Origin of the sequence: Microbacterium sp. UBA7513 (assembly GCF_002478345.1) — a bacterium.
In the GTDB taxonomy this organism is placed as follows: Bacteria; Actinomycetota; Actinomycetes; order Actinomycetales; family Microbacteriaceae; genus Microbacterium.
Genome location: NZ_DLNJ01000023.1, coordinates 134,783 through 154,332 on the forward strand (window position 1 = coordinate 134,783; position 19,550 = coordinate 154,332).

Annotated in this window: 21 protein-coding genes and 1 tRNA gene; 7 read left to right on the top strand and 15 right to left on the bottom strand. The window is 69.0% G+C overall.

From position 1 onward, the window contains the following. Window positions 1-5 precede the first annotated feature (5 nt). The 3 genes from B2W79_RS13870 to B2W79_RS13880 all read right to left on the bottom strand — a co-directional run bounded on the left by B2W79_RS13870 (window position 6) and on the right by B2W79_RS13880 (window position 4,689). Window positions 6-605: a ComEA family DNA-binding protein gene (locus B2W79_RS13870; protein ID WP_071329526.1), complete on the bottom strand. Its 600-nt coding sequence runs from the start codon at window positions 603-605 to the stop codon at window positions 6-8. Window positions 606-764: 159 nt separating this feature from the next. Further along, window positions 765-3,329 (bottom strand): leucine--tRNA ligase, encoded by a 2,565-nt coding sequence (gene leuS / locus B2W79_RS13875; protein ID WP_143049303.1) that lies wholly within the window; start codon window positions 3,327-3,329, stop codon window positions 765-767. Between the two features lie 46 nt (window positions 3,330-3,375). Next, complete coding sequence (locus B2W79_RS13880) at window positions 3,376-4,689, bottom strand: anthranilate synthase component I family protein (RefSeq protein WP_071329527.1); 1,314 nt, start codon at window positions 4,687-4,689, stop codon at window positions 3,376-3,378. Between the two features lie 41 nt (window positions 4,690-4,730). Here B2W79_RS13880 and B2W79_RS13885 point away from each other — a divergent pair, with 41 nt between their 5' ends. The 3 genes from B2W79_RS13885 to B2W79_RS13895 are packed head-to-tail and all read left to right on the top strand — an operon-like array spanning window position 4,731 to window position 7,297. Next, window positions 4,731-5,402 carry a DedA family protein gene (locus B2W79_RS13885; RefSeq protein ID WP_025104953.1) on the top strand — a complete coding sequence of 224 codons (672 nt, stop codon included), beginning with the start codon at window positions 4,731-4,733 and terminating at the stop codon, window positions 5,400-5,402. A 4-nt stretch (window positions 5,403-5,406) separates the two neighbouring features. Then, a complete protein-coding gene (locus B2W79_RS13890; RefSeq protein WP_292790297.1) occupies window positions 5,407-6,432 on the top strand; it encodes an App1 family protein in 1,026 nt (341 codons plus the stop codon). Window position 6,433: 1 nt separating this feature from the next. Then, window positions 6,434-7,297: a 3-methyladenine DNA glycosylase gene (locus B2W79_RS13895; RefSeq protein ID WP_083391791.1), complete on the top strand. Its 864-nt coding sequence runs from the start codon at window positions 6,434-6,436 to the stop codon at window positions 7,295-7,297. A 3-nt stretch (window positions 7,298-7,300) separates the two neighbouring features. Here the strand turns inward: B2W79_RS13895 and B2W79_RS13900 are convergent, their stop codons facing one another. The 5 genes from B2W79_RS13900 to B2W79_RS13920 all read right to left on the bottom strand — a co-directional run bounded on the left by B2W79_RS13900 (window position 7,301) and on the right by B2W79_RS13920 (window position 11,619). Beyond that, window positions 7,301-8,425, bottom strand: a complete 1,125-nt coding sequence (locus B2W79_RS13900; RefSeq protein ID WP_256209469.1) for a glycoside hydrolase family 3 N-terminal domain-containing protein — start codon at window positions 8,423-8,425, stop codon at window positions 7,301-7,303. Window positions 8,426-8,508: 83 nt separating this feature from the next. Next, window positions 8,509-9,165 carry an SDR family oxidoreductase gene (locus B2W79_RS13905; protein ID WP_071329531.1) on the bottom strand — a complete coding sequence of 219 codons (657 nt, stop codon included), beginning with the start codon at window positions 9,163-9,165 and terminating at the stop codon, window positions 8,509-8,511. A gap of 28 nt (window positions 9,166-9,193) precedes the next feature. Next, window positions 9,194-9,721, bottom strand: a complete 528-nt coding sequence (locus B2W79_RS13910) for a DUF3592 domain-containing protein (RefSeq protein WP_071329532.1) — start codon at window positions 9,719-9,721, stop codon at window positions 9,194-9,196. Further along, window positions 9,718-10,509, bottom strand: a complete 792-nt coding sequence (locus B2W79_RS13915) for a hypothetical protein (protein WP_071329533.1) — start codon at window positions 10,507-10,509, stop codon at window positions 9,718-9,720. Before B2W79_RS13915 ends, B2W79_RS13910 begins: the two co-directional genes overlap by 4 nt. Window positions 10,510-10,551: 42 nt before the next feature. Then, window positions 10,552-11,619 (bottom strand): flavin-containing monooxygenase, encoded by a 1,068-nt coding sequence (locus B2W79_RS13920; RefSeq protein ID WP_071329534.1) that lies wholly within the window; start codon window positions 11,617-11,619, stop codon window positions 10,552-10,554. Between the two features lie 135 nt (window positions 11,620-11,754). Here B2W79_RS13920 and B2W79_RS13925 point away from each other — a divergent pair. Together B2W79_RS13925 and B2W79_RS13930 are read left to right on the top strand one after the other, a co-directional pair. Next, window positions 11,755-11,827, top strand: a tRNA-Ala gene (locus tag B2W79_RS13925). An 862-nt stretch (window positions 11,828-12,689) separates the two neighbouring features. Next, a complete protein-coding gene (locus B2W79_RS13930; RefSeq protein ID WP_143049304.1) occupies window positions 12,690-13,169 on the top strand; it encodes a hypothetical protein in 480 nt (159 codons plus the stop codon). A 29-nt stretch (window positions 13,170-13,198) separates the two neighbouring features. On the opposite strand, the gene B2W79_RS17665 is transcribed toward B2W79_RS13930, so the two are convergent. Further along, window positions 13,199-13,363 (bottom strand): hypothetical protein, encoded by a 165-nt coding sequence (locus B2W79_RS17665; RefSeq protein ID WP_177173844.1) that lies wholly within the window; start codon window positions 13,361-13,363, stop codon window positions 13,199-13,201. A 748-nt stretch (window positions 13,364-14,111) separates the two neighbouring features. On the opposite strand from B2W79_RS17665, the gene B2W79_RS13940 reads away from it, so the two are divergent. After that, the gene (locus B2W79_RS13940; protein ID WP_071329536.1) at window positions 14,112-14,795 is read left to right on the top strand and encodes a Crp/Fnr family transcriptional regulator; all 684 of its coding nucleotides are present in this window, start codon (window positions 14,112-14,114) and stop codon (window positions 14,793-14,795) included. A gap of 552 nt (window positions 14,796-15,347) precedes the next feature. Beyond that, window positions 15,348-15,920: a hypothetical protein gene (locus B2W79_RS13945; RefSeq protein WP_071329537.1), complete on the top strand. Its 573-nt coding sequence runs from the start codon at window positions 15,348-15,350 to the stop codon at window positions 15,918-15,920. Window positions 15,921-16,059: 139 nt separating this feature from the next. Here B2W79_RS13945 and B2W79_RS13950 read toward each other — a convergent pair whose 3' ends face one another. From B2W79_RS13950 to B2W79_RS13975, 6 genes are all read right to left on the bottom strand, one after another. After that, window positions 16,060-16,317: a hypothetical protein gene (locus B2W79_RS13950; RefSeq protein ID WP_292790305.1), complete on the bottom strand. Its 258-nt coding sequence runs from the start codon at window positions 16,315-16,317 to the stop codon at window positions 16,060-16,062. 138 nt (window positions 16,318-16,455) lie between these two features. Continuing rightward, window positions 16,456-17,145 carry an SDR family oxidoreductase gene (locus B2W79_RS13955; protein ID WP_071329538.1) on the bottom strand — a complete coding sequence of 230 codons (690 nt, stop codon included), beginning with the start codon at window positions 17,143-17,145 and terminating at the stop codon, window positions 16,456-16,458. Window position 17,146: 1 nt separating this feature from the next. Then, on the bottom strand, window positions 17,147-17,527 hold the full coding sequence (rsfS, locus tag B2W79_RS13960) for a ribosome silencing factor (protein ID WP_071329539.1): 381 nt from the start codon (window positions 17,525-17,527) through the stop codon (window positions 17,147-17,149). Continuing rightward, on the bottom strand, window positions 17,527-18,579 hold the full coding sequence (locus tag B2W79_RS13965; RefSeq protein WP_071329540.1) for a hypothetical protein: 1,053 nt from the start codon (window positions 18,577-18,579) through the stop codon (window positions 17,527-17,529). Before B2W79_RS13965 ends, rsfS begins: the two co-directional genes overlap by 1 nt. Then, complete coding sequence (nadD, locus tag B2W79_RS13970) at window positions 18,576-19,178, bottom strand: nicotinate-nucleotide adenylyltransferase (protein ID WP_082749995.1); 603 nt, start codon at window positions 19,176-19,178, stop codon at window positions 18,576-18,578. Before nadD ends, B2W79_RS13965 begins: the two co-directional genes overlap by 4 nt. A 6-nt stretch (window positions 19,179-19,184) precedes the next feature. After that, window positions 19,185-19,406, bottom strand: a complete 222-nt coding sequence (locus B2W79_RS13975; RefSeq protein ID WP_071329541.1) for a hypothetical protein — start codon at window positions 19,404-19,406, stop codon at window positions 19,185-19,187. Between the last annotated feature and the right edge of the window lie 144 nt (window positions 19,407-19,550).

The following is a 19,550-nucleotide window of genomic DNA, read 5'->3' on the forward strand; positions in this document are numbered from 1 at the left end:
GACTCTCACACGCGCACCGCGTCGCGCAGCCCCTCCAGGACCTTCTCCCCGATCCCCGGCACTGCCAGGAGGTCGTCCACCGTGCGGAACCGACCGTTGTCCTCGCGCCACGCGACGATGCGCTCGGCCAGCGCCGGTCCGATTCCCGGGAGCTCCTCCAGAGCGGCCTGATCCGCCGTGTTCAGATCGACCGTCCCGTCGCCGGGAGGCGCAGCCGAGGGGTCGGTGACGGCACCCACGACCGGGACGAGGATCTGCTCCCCGTCCTCGACACGTCGGGCGAGGTTGACCCCCGCGAGGTCGGCAGCATCCGTCGACCCGCCGGCGGCCGCGAGAGCATCGACGACCCGGGAGTCGGTGCGCAGGACGTACAGGCCCGGGCGCACGACTGCCCCGAGCACGTGCACGTAGATCTCCCCGGGCGCGGGCTCGACCGACGCGGAGCTCTCCGCAAGCGGAACGGCCTCGACGGACGACGGTTGGCCCTGCATCAGGCCGAGGCCGACGGCGGTGGAGAGCGCGACGATCGCCAGCACGACCGCCGCGCCGAGCCCGAGGCGGAACCTCCGACGGGCCGGAGGAGGCGGAGGCGGGGACGAGGTCATCCGGTCACCCTAAGCTCCGCGCCCACCGCCTCTCGGCTCCGGGCACAGCAACCGTGAAGACACGCGCAGAAGGGACTCGTCGTGGAGGACAGCCGTTCCCGATCGGGGCCTGGTCCGAGGATCATCCCTTCCCGCACGGCCTCCTCGCACGCCGAGGGCTCAGCCCTTGACGACGATGCTGACGATCTTGGGGGCCCGCACGACGACCTTGACGATCTCGCGATCGCCGGTCGACCGGATGACGCGCTCGTCCGCCCGGGCCATCGCCTCGAGCTCGGCCTCGCCGATGCGTGCCGGCACCTCCAGCTGCGCGCGCACCTTGCCGCCGATCTGCACGACCGCGGTGACGGTGTCCTCGACGAGCAGCGCCGGGTCGGCGGAGCGCCACGACACGAGTCCGACGGACGGCTCGTGCCCCAGGATCTCCCACATCTCCTCCGCGGTGTGCGGGGCGATCAGGTCGAGCATGACGGCGATGGTCTCCGCCGCCTCGCGGACGGCGGGGTCGGCGGCACCGGCAGCGCCGTCGATCGTCTTGCGGGTCACGTTGACCAGCTCCATCAGACGGGCGACGAGCACGTTGAACTTGGTCTGCTCGACCAGGGCGGGCGCTTCGGCGAGCAGCTTGTGCGTCGCACGGCGCAGCGCCGCGTCGCCGCCGTCGAAGACGACGTCGACCGGGCTCGCGACCTCGTGCGCGATCCGCAGGGCGCGCGCGAGGAACTTCTGCGCGCCGGTGGTCGACACATCCGCCCAGTCCTTGTCGTCCTCCACCGGACCGGCGAAGGCCAGACCGACGCGCAGGGCGTCGGCGCCGTGGGCGTCGAGCTCCTCCTGGAACAGCACCAGGTTGCCCTTGCTCTTCGACATCTTCTGTCCGTCGAGCAGCACCATGCCCTGGTTGATCAGGTTCGAGAACGGCTCGGTGAAGTCGATCAGCCCCATGTCGAAGAGGACCTTCGTGATGAAGCGGGCGTAGAGCAGGTGCAGGATCGCGTGCTCGACGCCGCCGATGTACGAGTCCACCGGGGCCCAGCGCGCCGCCTGGGCCGGGTCGAACGCCACCGTGTCGCTGTTCGGCGACAGGAACCGGAGAAAGTACCAGGAGCTGTCGACGAAGGTGTCCATCGTGTCGGGGTCCCGGAGTACCGGGTCGCCCGTCTCCGGGTCGGTCGTGCGCACCCAGCTCTCCGCGCCGCCCAGCGGCGAGGTCCCCTTCGGCTTGAGGTCCAGGCCCTCCACGCTCGGCAGCTTCACGGGCAGCCGCTCCTCGGGAACCGGGATGATCCGGCCGTCCTCGGCGTGCAGCATCGGGATCGGCGTGCCCCAGAAGCGCTGGCGCGAGATCAGCCAGTCACGCAGGCGGTAGTTCTTCGCCGCCCGACCCGTCCCCGTGGCCTCCAGCTGCTCGATGGCGCGCGCGATCGCGTTGCGCTTCGAGAGGCCGTTGAGCGGACCGGAGTTGATCATGCGCCCCTCGCCGGTGAGCGCGACGCCGGTCTTCGCCGGGTTCTGCTCGTCGAGCGCGGCATCCGCATCGATCGGGACGCCGTCCTCGTCCACCTCGATGACCGGCATGGCACCGGTGACCGGAGCAGTGGTGTCGACGACGACCTTGACCGGCAGGTCGAACGCGCGTGCGAAGTCGAGGTCGCGCTGGTCGTGTGCCGGGACCGCCATGACGGCGCCGTGGCCGTAGTCGGCCAGCACGTAGTCGGCGGCCCAGATCGGCAGCTTCTCGCCGTTGACCGGATTGATCGCGTAACGGCCCAGGAACACGCCCGTCTTGGGGCGGTCGGTGGACTGCCGATCGATGTCGGTGGTCTTCTGCACCTCGGCCAGGTAGGCCTGGAAGCGCTCACGCACCTCGGGCTCGGCGTCGGCGGCGAGCTCGGCGGCCAGGTCGCCGTCGGGGGCGACGACGAAGAACGTCGCCCCGTGCAGGGTGTCGGGGCGCGTCGAGAACACCGTCACCGGCTCCTCGCGCCCCTCGATGCGGAAGTCGACGTCGGCGCCGACGGAGCGGCCGATCCAGTTGCGCTGCATCTGCAGCACCTTGTGCGGCCAGAACCCCTCGAGCTGGTTCAGGTCATCGAGCAGGCGGTCCGCGTAGTCGGTGATGCGGAAGTACCACTGGGTGAGCTTCTTCTTGACGACCTCGTAGCCGCAGCGCTCGCAGCGCCCGTCGACGACCTGCTCGTTGGCCAGCACCGTCTGGTCGTTGGGGCACCAGTTCACCGGGCTCTTCTTCCGGTACGCCAGGCCGCGCTCGTACATCTTCAGGAACAGCCACTGGTTCCAGCGGTAGTACTCGGGGTCGGACGTGTGCAGCACCCGGCTCCAGTCGAACGAGACGCCGTACTGCTGGAAGCCCACCTTCTGCTGCGCGATGTTCTGGTACGTCCACTCGCGCGGGTCGGCGCCCTGGCGGATCGCGGCGTTCTCCGCGGGCAGACCGAAGGAGTCCCACCCGATGGGGTTCAGGACGTTGTGACCGCGGTGTCGCCAGAAGCGGGCGACGATGTCGGAGTACAGGTAGTTCTCCGCGTGCCCCATGTGCAGGTCACCGGAGGGATACGGGAACATCGCCAGCACGTAGCGCCGCGGCCGCGTGTCCTCGTCGCCGCCCGTGAGGAACGTCTCGTGCTCCGCCCAGTACTTCTGCCACTTGGCCTGGATGGCGTGCGGCGAGGAGAACTCCTCGTCGACGGGAGCGGTGGACATGTTCTCGGACAACGAACGCACGACCAATCTGAAGGGAAAAACGGGATCAGTTCAGGATATCGGAACGCCAGGTGGCGGGCATTTCCGCGCCGAGCGCCGCGAGGGGGGCGCGTGCCTTCGTGGCGACCTCACGCGCCTCGGCTGCGGGAACCGATCCCCAGGTGATCCCGCCACCGGCTCCGACGAACGCGGCCTCCTCGTCCACGACGATGCTGCGGATCACCATCGCGAGGTCGAGCGCACCGTCCACGCCGATGTAGCCGAAGCAGCCGGCGTAGATGTCGCGCGGGCCTCCTTCGAGCTCGTGCAGCTGCGTCATCGCCGACAGCTTCGGCGCTCCGGTCATGCTTCCGGCGGGGAATGCCGCCTCCAGCAGCGCCCCGACCGTGGTCCCCTCCGCGGCCGTGCCGCTGACGGTGCTGACGAGCTGATGCACGGCCGGATAGCTCTCGACCTCCCAGAGCCCTTCGACCCGGATCGACCCCGGCACGCACACCCGGGAGAGGTCGTTGCGCATGAGGTCGACGATCATGACGTTCTCGGCCCGCTCCTTCGGATCCGCGGCGAGCTCTGCGGCGAGCGCGGCATCGGTCGCGGCATCGGCGCCCCGAGGACGGGTCCCCTTGATGGGACGGGTGCGGATGACCCCACCGCCGGCGTGGAGGAACTGCTCGGGGCTGGCGCTGAGGAGCGCACGTCCCCCGATGCGCAGGAATCCGCCATGGTGGGCAGGGGTCGCCGCCCGGAGCCGCTCGTAGACGGCGACGGGGTCGTGGGTCCCTGGCACGGTGAACCGCGTCGTGAGGCAGAGCTGATAGGCGATCCCCGCGTGGATGAGGTCACGGCAGCGCTCGATGAGCTGCTCGTACGCGGCGGGTGTATGGCGGGCCTCGGCGACGTGTCGGTCCTCCACTGCCCGCGGCGTCGGCGTCTCGAGACTGGTGGCGGCCAGGAGACTCTCCAGCCAGCCCTCCCCCTCTTCCTCCGGGGCTAGAAGCCACAGGCGGTGCGCGGCGTGGTCGAACGCCACGGCCCTGGTCACGCGCAGCCACGTCCGGGCTTCCGGCTCCGGGTCGATGGCGACCGGCGCCCCCGCGCGCGCGGCTCCGCTCTCGTAGTCCCGCCAGCCGACCCATCCCCCGCGGAACGGCGGCATCCCCGCCTCGACGGACCCGGCATCCAGGCGCACGTCCTCCGGGAACGGTTCGGCGACGCCGGTGCCAAGGAAGCTCCATCCCTCGACGGCGTCAGCGCCCGCATCGAGCCAGAACACGTCCGACCGCCGCGCCGCGAGCGCCGGGAAGAGACGCTCCGGAGCCACCCAGGACGGCAGCGGTCGGGAGCTCAGGCGGTCGGGCACCTTTCCAGCCTAGGACCGGGCCGCTCCCGTATCCTCATGGGGTGGACGACCTCCTGCTCTGGCTCCTCGACACCGTGCAGTCGATCGATCCGGTCACGCGCACGCTGGTCGCAGGTCTCGCCGTCATGCTAGAGACGAGCATCCTCATCGGCCTCATCGTCCCGGGCGACACGATCGTCATCATCGCCTCGATGGGCGTCGCCACCCCTCTGGAGGGCATCGCGATGGGTGTGGCCGTCGTCGTTGGCGCCCTCATCGGAGAGAGCATCGGCTTCTGGCTCGGCCGTTGGCTCGGCCCCTACATCCGTGCCTCCTGGCTCGGGCGGCGGATCGGGGAGCACAACTGGGTCCGCGCGGAGAACTACCTCGCGCGACGCGGCGGCATCGCCATCTTCCTCTCCCGCTTCCTCCCTGTCCTCCACTCCCTCGTCCCTCTCACGGTCGGGATGAGCGAGTACCCCTACCGGCGCTTCCTGGCCTGGACGACCCCGGCCTGCATCATCTGGGCCTCGGCCTACGTGAGCGTGACCTCACTGGCGGCCGGGAGCTTCCGTGAGCTCGTCGACCGCGTGCACTTCGCGGGCTACCTGTTCGTCGGGGTCATCGCCCTGTTCCTCGTGCTCGCCTACCTGGGCAAGCGGCTGCTGCACCGCCTGGAAGCTCGTCATCTGGAGGCCCCTGCGGCGGAGTCCGACGCCGACGTGAAAGACTGAGGCAATGGCCCCCGCACCCCCGGCGCCCAGGATCCACTGGTTCGCCCGTCTCGAGCACCGCCTGCACGTGTGGCGCGAGGGACGAGCGCGCCGCCGCGGCCGGAACGCCACCGTGCTGCCTTTCCCGGGCTACGGCGGCCCCGGGTGGGTCCGCGTGCTCGGTCGCGTCCTGATCGTCCCGCCGCAGCGCCCCGGTCGCGACGGGGAACCGGCGAGCATCCGCGGCTGGCGCAGCTTCGTCGGCATCCCCGTGGGCTTCGCCTCGGTCGACGTGCATGTCGGCGACAGCACGCATCGGGTGGTCGCCGACCGCGGCGGCGTCATCGACACCGTCATCCGCGCCGAGCTCGACCCCGGCTGGCAGACCTTCACGATCACTGTCGAGGGGCAGGAGCCCATCGAGGCCCGGGCCTTCGTCGTCGCGGAGGCCACCCGGTTCGGTGTCGTGTCGGACGTCGACGACACCGTCATGGTCACGGCGCTCCCCCGCCCTTTCATCGCCTTCTGGAACTCGTTCGTCGTCGACGAGCACGCACGCATTCCTGTGCCCGGGATGGCGGTTCTGCTCGATCAGCTTCTCCGGCAGCACCCCGGCGCCCCCATGATCTATCTCTCCACCGGCGCCTGGAACGTCGCCCCCACCCTGTCGCGGTTCCTCGGTCGGCACCTCTTCCCCGCCGGCTCGCTGCTGCTGACCGACTGGGGTCCCACGCACGACCGCTGGTTCCGCAGCGGTCGCGAGCACAAGCTCACGAATCTCCGTCGGCTGGCCACCGAGTTCCCGGACGTCAAATGGCTGCTGATCGGCGACGACGGCCAGCATGACGAGGCCATCTACACGCAGTTCCAGGAGGAGTACCCGGATTCCGTCGCGGGTGTCGCGATCCGACGGCTGCTGCCCGCGGAGGCGGTGCTCGCCGGCGGTCGCGCCGAGATGGAATCCCATGACGCGGACGAGGCTCCGTGGGTGAGCGCAGAGGACGGCGCTGGCCTCCGCGACCAGCTCGGCGATGCGGGCATCCTGCGCTGACATGATCCTCAGGCGTGACGACTGGCTGCAGCGCGAGGACGCGCATCGGCAACGGGCCGACGCGCTGACGGCGGAGCACCGAGACCGTGTGGCGCGCAGCGAGAAGCACCCCGTGTGGGACTTCCTCTTCACCTACTACGGCTATAAGCCCGCACAGCTCCGGCGATGGCACCCGGGGGCGGGCGTGGAGTTGCAGGACGCATCCGAGCGAGTGACATGGCGCTGGTACTCCCCCGGGATCACACCCGGCGGCGCGATCCCCGACGCCCAGCGCTTCGCCGCCGAGAAGCCGGAGCTCGCTCGCCTCGTCTCGCTGATGCTGCGCCGCACCGGCTCCCGGCCCGGGCAGTTCGGCTGCTTCGGCCTGCACGAGTGGGCGATGGTCTACCGTGCCGCGGAGCATCGGCATGCCGTCCCCCTGCGGCTCGGGCAGGAGGGCACGGACGCGGTGGTCGAGGGCCACGATCTCCGCTGCACGCACTTCGACGCCTTCCGGTTCTTCACTCCGGAGGCGGCGCCTCGCAACCGCGCGGCACTGACGAGAGAGGATCAGCCGCTCCTCGAACAGCCCGGCTGTCTGCACGCCGGCATGGACCTGTACAAGTGGGCGATGAAACTCGGCCCGCTCATTCCCGGAGAACTGCTACTGGACGCGTTCGAGCTGGCGCGCGACATCCGACTGCTCGACATGCAGGCCGCCCCGTACGACCTGTCGGCGTGGGACGTCGAACCGGTACGCATCGAGACGCCGGAGGGCAAGGCCGAGTACGTCCGGCGCCAGCGTGGTTTCGCAGACCGCGGCGCCGGCCTCCGCGCCGCCCTCCTCACCGCCTGGCTCGGCCCGGACGAGCGCGCCGCAGCCTGAGCGTCAGCGGACGGCGCAGTCCCCGCAGACCGCCCACGACGACGACGCTGCGGCGAGCTGCAGCCGCAGGGCGAGCACTCGGGTCGCCGCGTCCTCCAGTCGCTCGGCGGGGAGCGTCCCGGCGTCGACGGCCGCGGCGATCCCCGCGGCCATCTCGGTCGCGGTCTGCGCCGTGGACCCCGCGATCATGAGCACGAGGTCGTTGCCGGCTGCGACCGCGGCGACGCCGTTCGCGACGGGGTCGGCGTAGGCCGGATCCCCCGAGGACAGCAGCATGCCGAGGTCGTCCGTCACGGCCACGCCGTCGAACCCGAGCTCTTCTCGCGCGATGCGATGCCACTCGGCGGAGAGCGACGCCGGACGGGAGTCCACGGCGGTGTACGCGAGATGGCCGTACATGAGCAACGAGGCGCCGGCTTCGATGCCGGCGGCGAACGGGACGCCGTCCGCTTCGCGCCAGGCGGCCTTCGTCATGCTGGTGCTCGGGATCGCGTGATGGGAGTCGCCCGGTGCCGCTCCGTGCCCGGGGAAGTGCTTGAGCGTGGACGCGACGAAGTGCTCCTGGCCCTCCGTCGCGGCGGCGGTGCGAGCGGCGGCACCCTCCGGATCGGCGCCGAGGGCCCGGGCGAAGATGAACGAGCCGGGGTCCGCGGGGACGTCGGCGACGGTGCCGAAGTCGACAGTGATCCCGGCGCGGGCGACGAGCGCGCCGCGCGCGGCGAACGCGGCCTCCGTCTCGTCCACCGGGCGATTCTTCAGCATCGGCGACGCCGCGTACGTGTCCCACGGCAGTCTCGACACGATGCCGCCCTCCTGATCCGCCGCGATCAGCGGCGGGAGCGCGGGATCGATCGCCAGTGCTGACGTCAGCGTGCGGAGTTCCGCTTCCGTGGCCGGGATGTTGCCGCCCATGAGGATGAACCCTCCGAGCCCCGACTTCATGTAGTCATGCAGCGCTGCCGGATCGGTCCCGCCGATGTGTCCCATCACGATGGATGACGCCTGATCCGCGGTGCTCATGTCCGCGACGAGGGCGGCGGCCTGCTCTCGGAACGCGTCCGGTTCTGCGGCCTGCACCGACACCGCCTCTGCAGCGGGCTCCGGGCTGGACTGTGCAGCCGCCGACACGCAGGCACCTCCCGTGAGGGCAAGCAGGACGAGTGCAGCGCCGACGCCCCGCCGCACCCGTGACCGGCCCTGCTTCATCGCTCTCAGCGTGCGATCGCCTCGGCGATCGGAACCGAAGTCTCCTCATCGCCGTTGCCGAAGCGGATCGTGCGCCCGATCGTGCCCGGGTCCTCCAGGGTCGCGACGATGACTGCCGCGACGTCGGCGCGCGAGACCTCGCCGCGCCCCTCCGGATCGATGCGGATGCGTCCGGTCGGGTCGTCGAAGGTCAGCGTGCCGGGGCCGAGGATCGTCCCGTCGAGGCCGGAAGCGCGGAGGTGCTCGTCGGCAGCCCACTTCGCATCGGCGTATGGGAAGAAGGAGTCCTCTTCCGGGACTCCGTGGTCGGCCGTGGACCCGATCCACGACACCAGGACGTACCGCCGCACACCGGCGCGCTCGGCCGCGTCCATGGTCCGCTCCGCCGCGTCCCGGTCGACGGCGTAGGTGCGCTCGGGGCTCCCACCCCCGGCGCCCGCCGACCACACCACCGCGTCATGCCCGCGGATGATCTCGGTGAGGGCGTCGACGTCCATGGTCTCGATGTCGGCCACGAGCGCGATCGCGCCACCCTCCTCCACCTCGGACACGTGATCGGGGTTCCGGATCACCCCTGTGACCTCGTGACCGCGGGCGACGAGGAGCGGGGCGAGCAGCAGGGCGATGCGGCCGTGGCCGCCGAAGACGAGGATGCGCGACATGTCTTCACCCTACGCGCCCTCACCGACGTCAGTCCGGGATCTGCGAACTGTCGATGACGAAGGCCTGAGGGTGCGCGGGCAGGTACCGCACGACCACGGGCGCTCCGCTCGGGAGCCACGCGTCACGGTCCGGGTACACGGCCGGAGTGAAGAAGTCGCTCTCCAGCGTGTACTCGGTGCCATCCGCGGCCGTGAACGTCACCCAGTCGCCGTCCACCGTGCCGGTGGTGGGACGGCCGTTCTCGAAGATGTACGCGCGGGTCACCGGCACACCGGTCAGGCTCAGGATGCCGATGATGAGGGAGCCGAGCATCACGAAGGCCAGGACGCGGAAAAGCACGCGGACCGCGGCGCCGCCGATGCTGCCCCTGGATCGCGTGCCCGCCGGAACCAGACCCTCCCGCTCGCGTACCGCCCGCAGCGAGCCGCCGGCAGTCACGCCTCGCGCGGACATCGCGAACAGCCCGAGGATCGAGAACGCCGCGATGAAGACCATCGCATAGCCGTGCGCGGCGGGGAAGTTCACCAGCCACATCAGCGTGTCGAGGGGGTTCATCGTGCCGCCTCCTTCTCGATGGTGACGGCGACCGTGTGCGGATCCTCCCGCTGGTAGAACGCCCAGATCGGCGCTCCCACCTGCAGGCGCGACACGGCCTGCGGGTAGACGAACACGGTGGTGTCGGCCTCCCACGGCTCTGCTCCCTCGGGGGCAACGAGCACCGTCAGCGCGAGCTCGCTCTGCCCCTCACGGCGCCGCCCGGTCGGACGCACCCCCACCACGGACGCGGGCACCTGGATCCCCGTCGTGCGCGCGCGGACCTGGGACGGGTCGATGAGGCCGCGGTCGATGCGCCACTGCAGCATCGCCTCCCGGACGCTCGGGTCGCTGAGGTCGGCGAGCTCGACCGTGTCGGGGTCATCCACGTTGTAGCGGACGGGGACGGGCTGCCCGACCTGCAGGGCTCCGACGTCGCCGGCGTCGAGCAGCATGCGCAGCTGTCCGATGAAGTCGTCGCCGATGCTGGGGCTGACCCGGATGAAGAGGTCGTACTGCGGGACGTCGTTCACGGTGACGCCGGTGCGGGACATCTCGACGATGGTGCCGACACCGATCTGCGCCGGCCCGCGGAGCTTCTTGCGCCGTGCCAGACCCGACATCGATCCGCCGAAGGTGAGCAGCAGGCCCCAGGCGACGCCGATCACGATCGGTCCGCCCGGGCCGTCGTCGCTCGCGAAGGGGAGGATCGACTCGCGCTGGTTCACACCGAACAGGCCTTCCCCCACCCACACCACGAGCCACGCGGAGAGCAGCAGCCAGACGACGGTCAGGACGATGCGCAGCATGCCTCCCAGCGTATCCACAGGATGCGCCGGACGACGAAACGATCAGGACGAGACCGCGGCTCCCGTCATCGCGAGCGCGCGGACGACACCGGCCGCCGCGGCCCGCCCCGCCCGGTTCGCACCGATGGTGCTCGCAGACGGGCCGTACCCGACGAGCTGCACCCGGGGGTCGGCCACCGCCGTCGTACCGCGGCCGCCGCGGTCGAGCTGGATTCCGCCCGCGGCACTGCGCAGGTGGAGCGGGGCGAGGTGGCCGATGGCCGGCCGGAACCCCGTCGCCCACAGGATCACGTCCACCCGCTCGAACGATCCGTCGGCCCAGCGCACGCCGTCGGGCTCGATGCGCTGGAAGAGCGGTCGACGGTCGGCATAGGCCCCGAGGCGCTCCGCTTCGCGTTCTTGCGGTCGCAGCATGAGACCCGTGACACTGACCACGCTCTCCGGGGGCAGGCCGGCCGCCACGCGCTTCTCGACGAGCGCGACCGCGGCGGCCCCGGCCTCCGGCGTGAAATCGTCGTCGCGCCAGACGGGTGGGCGTCGGGTGACCCAGAGGGTCTCGGTGAGCGGAGCGAGGGCACCGAGGAACTGCACGGCGGACGCACCGCCGCCGACGACCAGCACCCGCTTGCCGAGGAAGTGCTCGGGGCCCGGGTAGTCGACGGTGTGGAACTGCTCTCCGAGGAACGTCTCCATCCCCGGATAGTGCGGGAGGAAGGGTTGCGTCCAGGTGCCCGTCGCGTTGACGAGGGTGCGGGTGCGCCACTCCCCCTCGTCGGCCTGGACGACCAGGACGCCGTCGTCATCGTGGACCCGGCGGACGTGCACCGGCCGCAGCACCGGCAGCTCATGGGCCTTCTCGTACGCGGCGAAGTACTCCGGTACCGCGATGTTGGCCCGCCGCTCGTCCCGCGGCGGCGCGGTGTCGCCCGGGAGCTCGGCGACCCCGTGCACGTCGCGCATCGTGAGGGCGTCCCACCGGTGCTGCCACGCTCCCCCGGCGCGAGCATCGGCATCCAGGACGACGTGCTCGATCCCGCGGCGGCGCAGGTGGAACGACGCAGACAGCCCGGCCTGGCCGGCGCCGATCACGATGCTGTCGAGAGTGCTCACGGTGGATCGAACGTCGTGGGTCCTCCGGATGTTCCTCGGGCCCCGACGCGCCCGGGTGGCCCGTCCCGATTGGTGCGGATGCGGATTCGTGTAGTAGTGTTTTCACGTTGCCTGGAGCACTCCGGAGCAGCGTCTGGGCCTGTGGCGCAGCTGGTAGCGCACCTGCATGGCATGCAGGGGGTCAGGGGTTCGAGTCCCCTCAGGTCCACGAAAAACCCCTGGTTCTCCAGGGGTTTTCGTGTTTCTACGGACCACCGTTTCGAGGCCGCTCACGACTTACTCACGTTTTTCGACGAGTTCTGACTATCTCGGACGAAAAGCAACGAGAGCCCACGTGCACACGAGGGCCGAGGCGCCGCGCATGTAGTGCGCATAGCCGGCTGAGGGGCCTGGTCAGTTCCCAGGCCCCCGCACCAACCTTGTTCCGAACTTGCAGATCGTGTTGTTCGGCCCCGTCCACGCACAGGGGACCAGGAAGTTGGATGCCACGCCCGACAAGGTCCCTGAGTACCTGTGCTCCTTGAGCTTGGTCGTCGCGACCGATCTAGACAAGGCAATGGCCGTTGAGAAGCCCCCGCTGAGCCCGCTTGTCAGATCAGTGATCGAGAACTTCCCCTCACAGTACGTGGCGCAGGATGCGATCACATGCCAGCGGTATACGCCGTTGCTGGCAGTGACCGAGATCGATCCACCCGTGCCCGGGTACAACCCCCGAGGGGAAGTGACGGCGCGGCCGCCGGCGTCTCCACGACGCAGGTCGGCCAGGTCTCCAGGCTCATCGGGCACGGTGCAATGGCAACGGCGCAAGCCACAACGCCCGCCTCATGACCACCACCACCCGAATGCCACGTGCCAGATGCAACTCGGTCCCCGCGCCGTCCGCGATGTAGTTTCAGCTGTCCCCCTCCGGAGCGTCGGCGGGTTGGCGTGTCCGGGTGACTCGGTGCCAGATGCAGGAGTATGCCTGGGGCTGCACTAGCCGTCGTTCCGTGATCTTGATCACTGAACCACAGCGCGGTTGCTGCCTACCGTGGCAGTCCGGAACGTCCGGAGAAAGCGGTACACACCTCATGAACAGAATCACCTCGCGTCTCCTCTCCACTGCTGCTGTGGGTCTTGTCGCGGCCTCGATCGTCGCCATCGCGCCCGCTGCGCAGGCTGTCGAGCCCTCGGGCGAACTCGTCGGCACCTGGGTCGAGCACGAAGTCACCGCCAAGATCGTCGATAACACGTTCAAGGTGCGCCCCGGCTCGAGCTATACGTTCGACATCGTCATCACCAACTCCGGGGCCGAGACGGAGACGGTCGATATCGACCAGCGCTTCATTACCCCCGGACGCGCCACAGTGACAGACCCGGGCTCCCTGGTCGAGGGGGCAAGCGGCCTGACCGGACAAGTCACGGTCGGCGCCGGTGAGACAGTCAGTGTGCCGGTGACCGTCAAGGCCTACAGCGGCATCGGTCATTTGGTCAACCACGTGCGTATCCAATCATCCGACAACACGAACTCGTGGCTCGCCTGGGATACGAACATCATCACCAACCTCTGATGACAACTGTGGTGGCGTCGCTCGCGGCGTCACCACAGCCGTCGAGCCGGAGCAGTGCAATGCAGCGACGTCGCCGATGTGGACCATCGATAGCGTTCGTCGACCTCGGCGAGGAGCAGCTCGGCGAGCAAGCCCCGGTAGGAGAGCTGCTCACGGTCGGCGTAGGAGAGGGCGTCGTTCATGACAGATCGCATCGTGGGCAGTCTGAGCCTGCGGCAGGCGGCGTCGACCGCGGCCGTCGAGGCTTCTTCAGTGAGTCCTCGCCGCCCGCGCAGCGTTGTCGGCGTCTGGGTGGTGAATGCAGGGGTCATGCGGTGTTTGCTCCTACATCGGTGGTGTCGACCGTGAGTTTCGCGGCGCGTTTTGGTTGCAGATGTTCGTAACGGTCCATTGGCGGCAACGGCCTCGTGTCTCGCGGAAGCCCGGCGATCACCGCGGCAGGGTCCATCAGCCGACGTTGCGAGAGGGAGACGACCTCCGGGAGCTTTTCCGCCGTCCCATGCGAGGCCGGCGCGGTTTCGCGGTATTGAGCGTCAGCGGGGCGGGCTTCTTGACGACGTCGGCGGGCGCACCTTCTACGTGGCGTCCACGATCCGTGCGGTGACCTCATGTCCTTGGAATGTCCCGACGAGCTCTCCACGCATCTCCGCCGCACTTGCGGCTGGGGCGATAGCCAGGAGGGAGACCGCCGCGAGGGCTGCGGATGCGATGGGGAGGATGCGTGTCGAGAACTTGTTCAGTGTTGCTGCCGTTCTCCGATTGCATGGACTGCCACCGTACGCGGAGAACTATGGTCCGTTCAGTGACAGACGTCGCAGAGCGGCAGCAGTATTTCGGGTATCGCATCACAGTTCGTGACTTGTGTCGTCTCATCCGGTGAGCACACTCAGTCAAGTACACGCGCCACCGAGGGCTCCGCGGCGGCCGGTGAGGAACACCCCTTTGAGCCGAAGAGAGTTCGACTGCCTCCGAGACACCGATCTTTTTGTGGATCTCAGTGCTCAAGAGTTCGCGGCATTAGACGAGCAGTTGCTGCAGCGAGCGTTCAAGCCAGGCGAAACTGTTCTCGACCCAGTGCGTGAGCGGGATCTGTTGTTTGTGCTTCGGACCGGGCGGGTGCGCGTGTTCCGGACGAGCGGTCAAGGCAGGGAACTCACCGTGGCGATTCTGGGGCAAGGATCTGTGTTCGGGGAGATGCCCTTGTTGGGGCAACGCATGGGCGACAACGTCGTCGAGGCTCTTGATGACACAGAGGTCTGCGTCATCAACTCGCGGCACGTGAGGGAACTCCTCATCGCCGACCCTCGCATCGCATTTCGGCTCCTTTCTATTGTCAGCGAGCGCATCGGGTGGTTGGAAGCACGTCTCGCTGAGGTGACATTCAGTCCGGTGCCGTTGAGACTCGCCCAAACGATACTTACGGTTGGGGAGCGCCGACGGTGCGGAGGCCTGCTGGTCCGTATGACGCACGCACAGATCGCCAATCTCATAGGCGCGTCCAGAGAGAGCGTCAGCCGCGCACTCAGTCAGCTAACCGGGTTGGGATTAGTCATGCCCGGACGTGCCCGCTTGGTCGTCCCGAGCGCGACGAACCTGGCCGCGTATGCGCGGAGCCTAGAGGGATAGCGTCCCGACCCGGGGACTGTTCCCCGGGTCCGCCAACACAAGGCGGGGTGCCGAGCTGCCGGGCGGTCCCCGACGCAATGCCTGCTTGATGCCAACCGACGAGAACAGAACATGACCCGGCCGCGTCATATCGATGTGGTGGGTGGTCCCGTCCGTCATTAGCCGATCCCGTATCTTCGGATCGCATCGTCCCGACCCGCGCAAGCGACCGCGGTTCAAGCTGGTGAGGATCGTGCGCCCACCGACGCATCTTCTCAATGATGCGGTTCGCTTCGGCGAGAGCTTCCTTGCTGGAGTCGCCTTGGACTCGTTCGATCCGGAGCATCAGGTTCGTAGTGCGAAGGCTGCAGTGCCCGCAGCTACGTCATCGTGGCTCGTTTGCGGTGGCCGTGGTACGACGCCCCACGATCCCGCCTCGATCGTCCCATCCCGGCATGCTCGCTGCGAGCCATCGGCGCGACGCACATATTTTTGTATCCTGTCCAATAATCGGATTGCCTTTCGGCTCAGACCAGCTCGGGCCGTGTCCGATGACGAAAGGACGACAAGCAGATGAGACGCAGCGTGAAGATCGTGGTGACTCTGGCCCTGATCTCCCTGGGGTTCGCCGGACTCCCCGCCCCCGCCCAGGCGACAAGTGCATGGGAGGGCACCTGTCGAAGCACTCCTGCCGGGAACATGACGTACGCGTCGTCATACGTCCTCGGGCCGTCCAGCGATATCGACGCGCGCAGCGTGCAGGAGATGCTGTCGTCCCGATTCGCGGAGATCTTCCAAGGCGACGGATCGATCATCGCCGGCTCTCCCGCCGAGATGCCGCGGAACGGCGAGAGCATCGCTCTCCACATTGCGGGAATCGGTCGATTCGACGTCGTCCTCCGGGACCAGTGGTATCTGCCCCAACGCAACAACTTCGGATGGCGGTTCGAGTCCGCACCTGGCTCTGTCGACCCCGCACCCTCATCGACGGTGTTCGACTTCTTCGACCGCTACGACGGGGCTTTCGTCATGACCGTCAACGCGAGCATCTCTGGGCGCACCTGCGCCAGCCCGTACCTGGAAGCGGTGTTCGGAGCATGGCGGTCGGTCTCCGATCGCATCGCACGTGCGACAGCCGCCTCCTGACCCTGCCCCGCGGACGGCGCCCGGATCGACAGCACGGACGCCGACCGCGCGGCTGTCCGCGGCGACGACGGCTGACCAGCACGGCGCGAAAGGGCACCGCCTCCTCACGGAGGGGTGCCCTTTCTCACGCGGAGCCGGCTCAGGTGTCCAGCAGAGGCGGGCGAGACGGGATCGCGATGGGTCGCGTGGCCCGGCTGGCACCCTGCATCCGCTCGACCTCCTCCAACACCTCGAACGCCGTGCCGTAGCGGATCGCCAGCGGAAGATCGCGTAGCCACGTGACCTCGACCTCGGTGTCGGCGAGCTCGTAGACGCAGGCGACGACATGGCGCGGGTCGTTCTGGGGATAGCGCAGGTCGTTGATCACCCACTCCGACGGCGTGATGCGGTGAAGCACGAAACGGGGATCAGGAACTTCTGACATCAGTCGGCCCTCCAGGACTCTCTGATGACGAGCCTCCGATACCCCGCCAGGGAAGGGAAGGGCCTTGACACCCTCACGAGGAGGTGCAGGAGAATGGGGTGATTGACTCGCTCAGCCCTGCGGACGCACCGTGAGATCCGTGAGGTGCGCGTCCCGCGGGAGATCCAGCGCCGCGAGGATCGTCGTCGCCACGGCTTCCGGTGTGATGAACCGGGCCGCGTCGTACTCCTGACCTTCCTGCTGGTGTACGCGCTCCTGCATGGGCGTCGCCGTGCGCCCGGGATAGACCGATGTCACCCGGAGGCCGTGCTCGGCCTCTTCCTGCCGGAGCGCGTCCGCGAGAGCTCGCAGGCCGTGCTTCGAAGCCGCGTAGGCCGACCACCCCGGGCTCGCCCGGAGCCCGGCGCCGGAGTTCACGAACACGACGTGCCCCCGCGAGACCCGGAGCACGGGCAGCAGAAGCCGGGTGAGCTCCGCCGGGGCGACGAGATTGACGGCGAGCTGCTGGTCCCAGAGCGCCGGGGTGAGCTCCCCCACCGTTCCGAGGTCGACGACCCCGGCCGCGTGCACCAGGGAATCGATGCGATCGGGCAGGCTCTGCTTCGAGAGCGCCCACGAGAGGCGTCCCGGCTGCGCGAGATCGCCGACCAGGGTCGAGACCCCGGGGAGCTGCTCGGCGATCTGTCGCGCTCGTCCCGCATCGCGCGCGAGCACCACGACGTCGTCGCCGCGCTCCACGAGCCGTCGGGCGAGGGCCGCGCCGATCCCCGAGCCCGCACCGGTCAGCAGGTGCGTGGCCATGTCAGGCGTTTTCGGCCGACGCCCCGGCGACCTCGATCGGGACGACCGGGCAGTCCTTCCACAGGCGCTCCAGACCGTAGTAGACCCGCTCCTCCTGGTGGAAGACGTGGACGATGAGGTCGCCGAAGTCCAGCAGCACCCACCGCGCCTCGGCACGCCCCTCTCGGCGCACGCGCTTGTGTCCGGACTCGACGAGACGGTCCTCGATCTCGTCGGCGATGGCGGCGACGTTCCGCTCGCTGTTGCCGGTCACGAGGAGGAAGATGTCCACGAGCGGAAGCGGTTCGGAGACGTTCAGCGCGACGAGGTCCTCACCGCCCTTGGCCACGGCGGCTTCGGCGGCGATGCGCAGCATCTCTTCGGCGGTTTCGGGTGATTGCATCAGAAGACGTTTCCTGTGAAGGCGATGACCAGGGCCGTGCCCAGACCCAGCGCGAGGGCGCCCGCGACGATGGCGGCGATCAGCATGAGCCGGTTGCCCTTCTCGGGTGCCGGCGGACGGATCACCTCGCCGGCGGGCTTGATGGTGCTGACGGCGGAGCTCGCCGCGATCGGAGTGGGGGAAGACGCGGGCGGGAGCTCACCGTCGATGAGGACGGCGTCGACCTCTTTGCCGTCCGTCGTTCCGTGGGCGTGCCCCTGCGAGCCGAGTCCCTTCGGCAGCTCGTACGACCCCGTGACGAGGATCTCGCCGGTGGAGGCGACCGGACCGGAGAGAGACCCCTCGCCGGCCGACGGGGTAAAGATCAGCGCGTTCGGGGCCGAGTGCTGGGTGCCCCCCGAGTCGTTCGAGGTGAGCAGCTCGTCGAAGGAGGGGCGGAAGGGTGCCGGCTCGGCGGGCGCCTCGTCCTGCAGCACACCCTGACCAAATGTCGGACTGACGGTCGGACGCTCCCCCTGGTCGACATCGCTCTCGGGGTCCTCATCCAGGAGGTCTTCCCCCTCGGCGGCGTCCTCCTGGCTGACGCCGAGTGCGACGGCGGGATCCTCCGGCTCGGGCTCCGGGGTCTGCGCGTACTCGTCGGCGAGGGGCACCTCTCCGACCGTGTCGGCGGCCTCCGCCGCGCTGACGGGCTCCGCGACGACCTCGTCATCCATGTCGTCGTCGCCGGAGGCGTCGGACTGCACCGCCGGCTCTTCCACCGGCCGCTGCTCCGGTGCGCCGACGGCGGGAACCGGGACTGTCTTGATCTTCTCCTGCTCCCGTGCCTGACGCCGGGTGAGCGGCGCGGCCTCAGGATCGACAGGAGTGCCGGCGACCGGGGCGGGCGGGATGACCACGGGCTCGGCAGCGCGGGGCAACGGCTGGGCAGGAGGAGCGGACTCCGCGGCGGCCTTCGCCTCTTCCTCGCTGATGATCGGGGTGGATCCCGTCAACCGGATCTCCCGCAGCTGCTTCCGCGTCAGCGGACCTCGCTGATCCGATGTGCTCATGCCTTGCTCCGATACAGATGATGCTTCGCGATGTACTGGACGACCCCGTCGGGGACGAGGTACCAGACCGGTTGATCGTCGCGGACGCGGTCGCGACAGTCCGTCGACGATATGGACAGCGCCGGCACCTCGAGCTGGCTGACGTCGTCGCTCGGGAGGCCGTCGATGCTCAGAACGTGTCCTGGGCGGGAGACCGCGACGAAGTGGGCCAGTTCCCACAATTCATCATGGTCTCTCCAACTGAGAATTTGCGCCACGGCGTCCGCCCCGCTGATGAAGAACAGCTCGGCGTCCGGGCGCTGCTCCTTGAGGTCGCGGAGCGTGTCGATCGTGTACGTCGGACCCGCGCGGTCGATGTCCACGCGGCTCACCGTGAACTGCGGGTTGGAGGCCGTCGCGATGACTGTCATCAGATAGCGATGCTCACTCGGCGTGACGTCGGCCTTCTGCCAGGGACGACCCGTCGGGACGAACACCACCTCGTCGAGATCGAACGAGTGCGCGACCTCGCTGGCGGCGACCAGATGGCCGTGATGGATCGGATCGAAGGTCCCGCCCATCACGCCGATGCGCGGTGCGCGCGTGGTCGCGGTGCTCATGAGGGCCTAGTGGCCGTGTCCCGCCTCGTGGTCCTTGCCGTGCTTCGCCGCCCAGGCCTCCGCCTTCGCCGAGTGGCGGTTCGCGACGTTCTTGTACGACAGCGTCACGAGACCGAGAGCGGCGAACACGATCGCGGCGATGACTCCGAAGATCACCGTGTCGAGAGCCACGTTGCCGTAGTGCTCGGTCTCTGCGGCGGCCATCGCGATCTGTGCGACGAGGTTCATCCTGACTCCGTTCGTGGCGTGCTGTCTCGGGGGTCCTGTGGGGATACAGCGTCCCCCAGTCTAGCCCTCACCCGCGGGTCTGACCTGCCCCACGCGCGAGCCATTTCGTACTGGTCAGCTCGGAGAGCCCCATCGGACCCCGCG

Bases quoted from the DNA above. Each gene is read 5' to 3' on its own strand.
- B2W79_RS13945 (WP_071329537.1), top strand. From the start codon at position 15,348: ATGAGACGCAGCGTGAAGATCGTGGTGACTCTGGCCCTGATCTCCCTG.
- B2W79_RS13975 (WP_071329541.1), bottom strand. From the start codon at position 19,406: ATGAACCTCGTCGCACAGATCGCGATGGCCGCCGCAGAGACCGAGCAC.
- rsfS (WP_071329539.1), bottom strand. From the start codon at position 17,527: ATGCAATCACCCGAAACCGCCGAAGAGATGCTGCGCATCGCCGCCGAA.
- leuS (WP_143049303.1), bottom strand. From the start codon at position 3,329: ATGTCCACCGCTCCCGTCGACGAGGAGTTCTCCTCGCCGCACGCCATC.
- B2W79_RS13915 (WP_071329533.1), bottom strand. From the start codon at position 10,509: ATGCTGCGCATCGTCCTGACCGTCGTCTGGCTGCTGCTCTCCGCGTGG.
- B2W79_RS13890 (WP_292790297.1), top strand. From the start codon at position 5,407: ATGGCCCCCGCACCCCCGGCGCCCAGGATCCACTGGTTCGCCCGTCTC.
- B2W79_RS13895 (WP_083391791.1), top strand. From the start codon at position 6,434: ATGATCCTCAGGCGTGACGACTGGCTGCAGCGCGAGGACGCGCATCGG.
- B2W79_RS17665 (WP_177173844.1), bottom strand. From the start codon at position 13,363: ATGCGATCTGTCATGAACGACGCCCTCTCCTACGCCGACCGTGAGCAG.
- B2W79_RS13930 (WP_143049304.1), top strand. From the start codon at position 12,690: ATGAACAGAATCACCTCGCGTCTCCTCTCCACTGCTGCTGTGGGTCTT.
- B2W79_RS13870 (WP_071329526.1), bottom strand. From the start codon at position 605: ATGACCTCGTCCCCGCCTCCGCCTCCTCCGGCCCGTCGGAGGTTCCGC.
- B2W79_RS13965 (WP_071329540.1), bottom strand. From the start codon at position 18,579: ATGAGCACATCGGATCAGCGAGGTCCGCTGACGCGGAAGCAGCTGCGG.
- B2W79_RS13910 (WP_071329532.1), bottom strand. From the start codon at position 9,721: ATGAACCCCCTCGACACGCTGATGTGGCTGGTGAACTTCCCCGCCGCG.
- B2W79_RS13905 (WP_071329531.1), bottom strand. From the start codon at position 9,165: ATGTCGCGCATCCTCGTCTTCGGCGGCCACGGCCGCATCGCCCTGCTG.
- nadD (WP_082749995.1), bottom strand. From the start codon at position 19,178: ATGAGCACCGCGACCACGCGCGCACCGCGCATCGGCGTGATGGGCGGG.
- B2W79_RS13955 (WP_071329538.1), bottom strand. From the start codon at position 17,145: ATGGCCACGCACCTGCTGACCGGTGCGGGCTCGGGGATCGGCGCGGCC.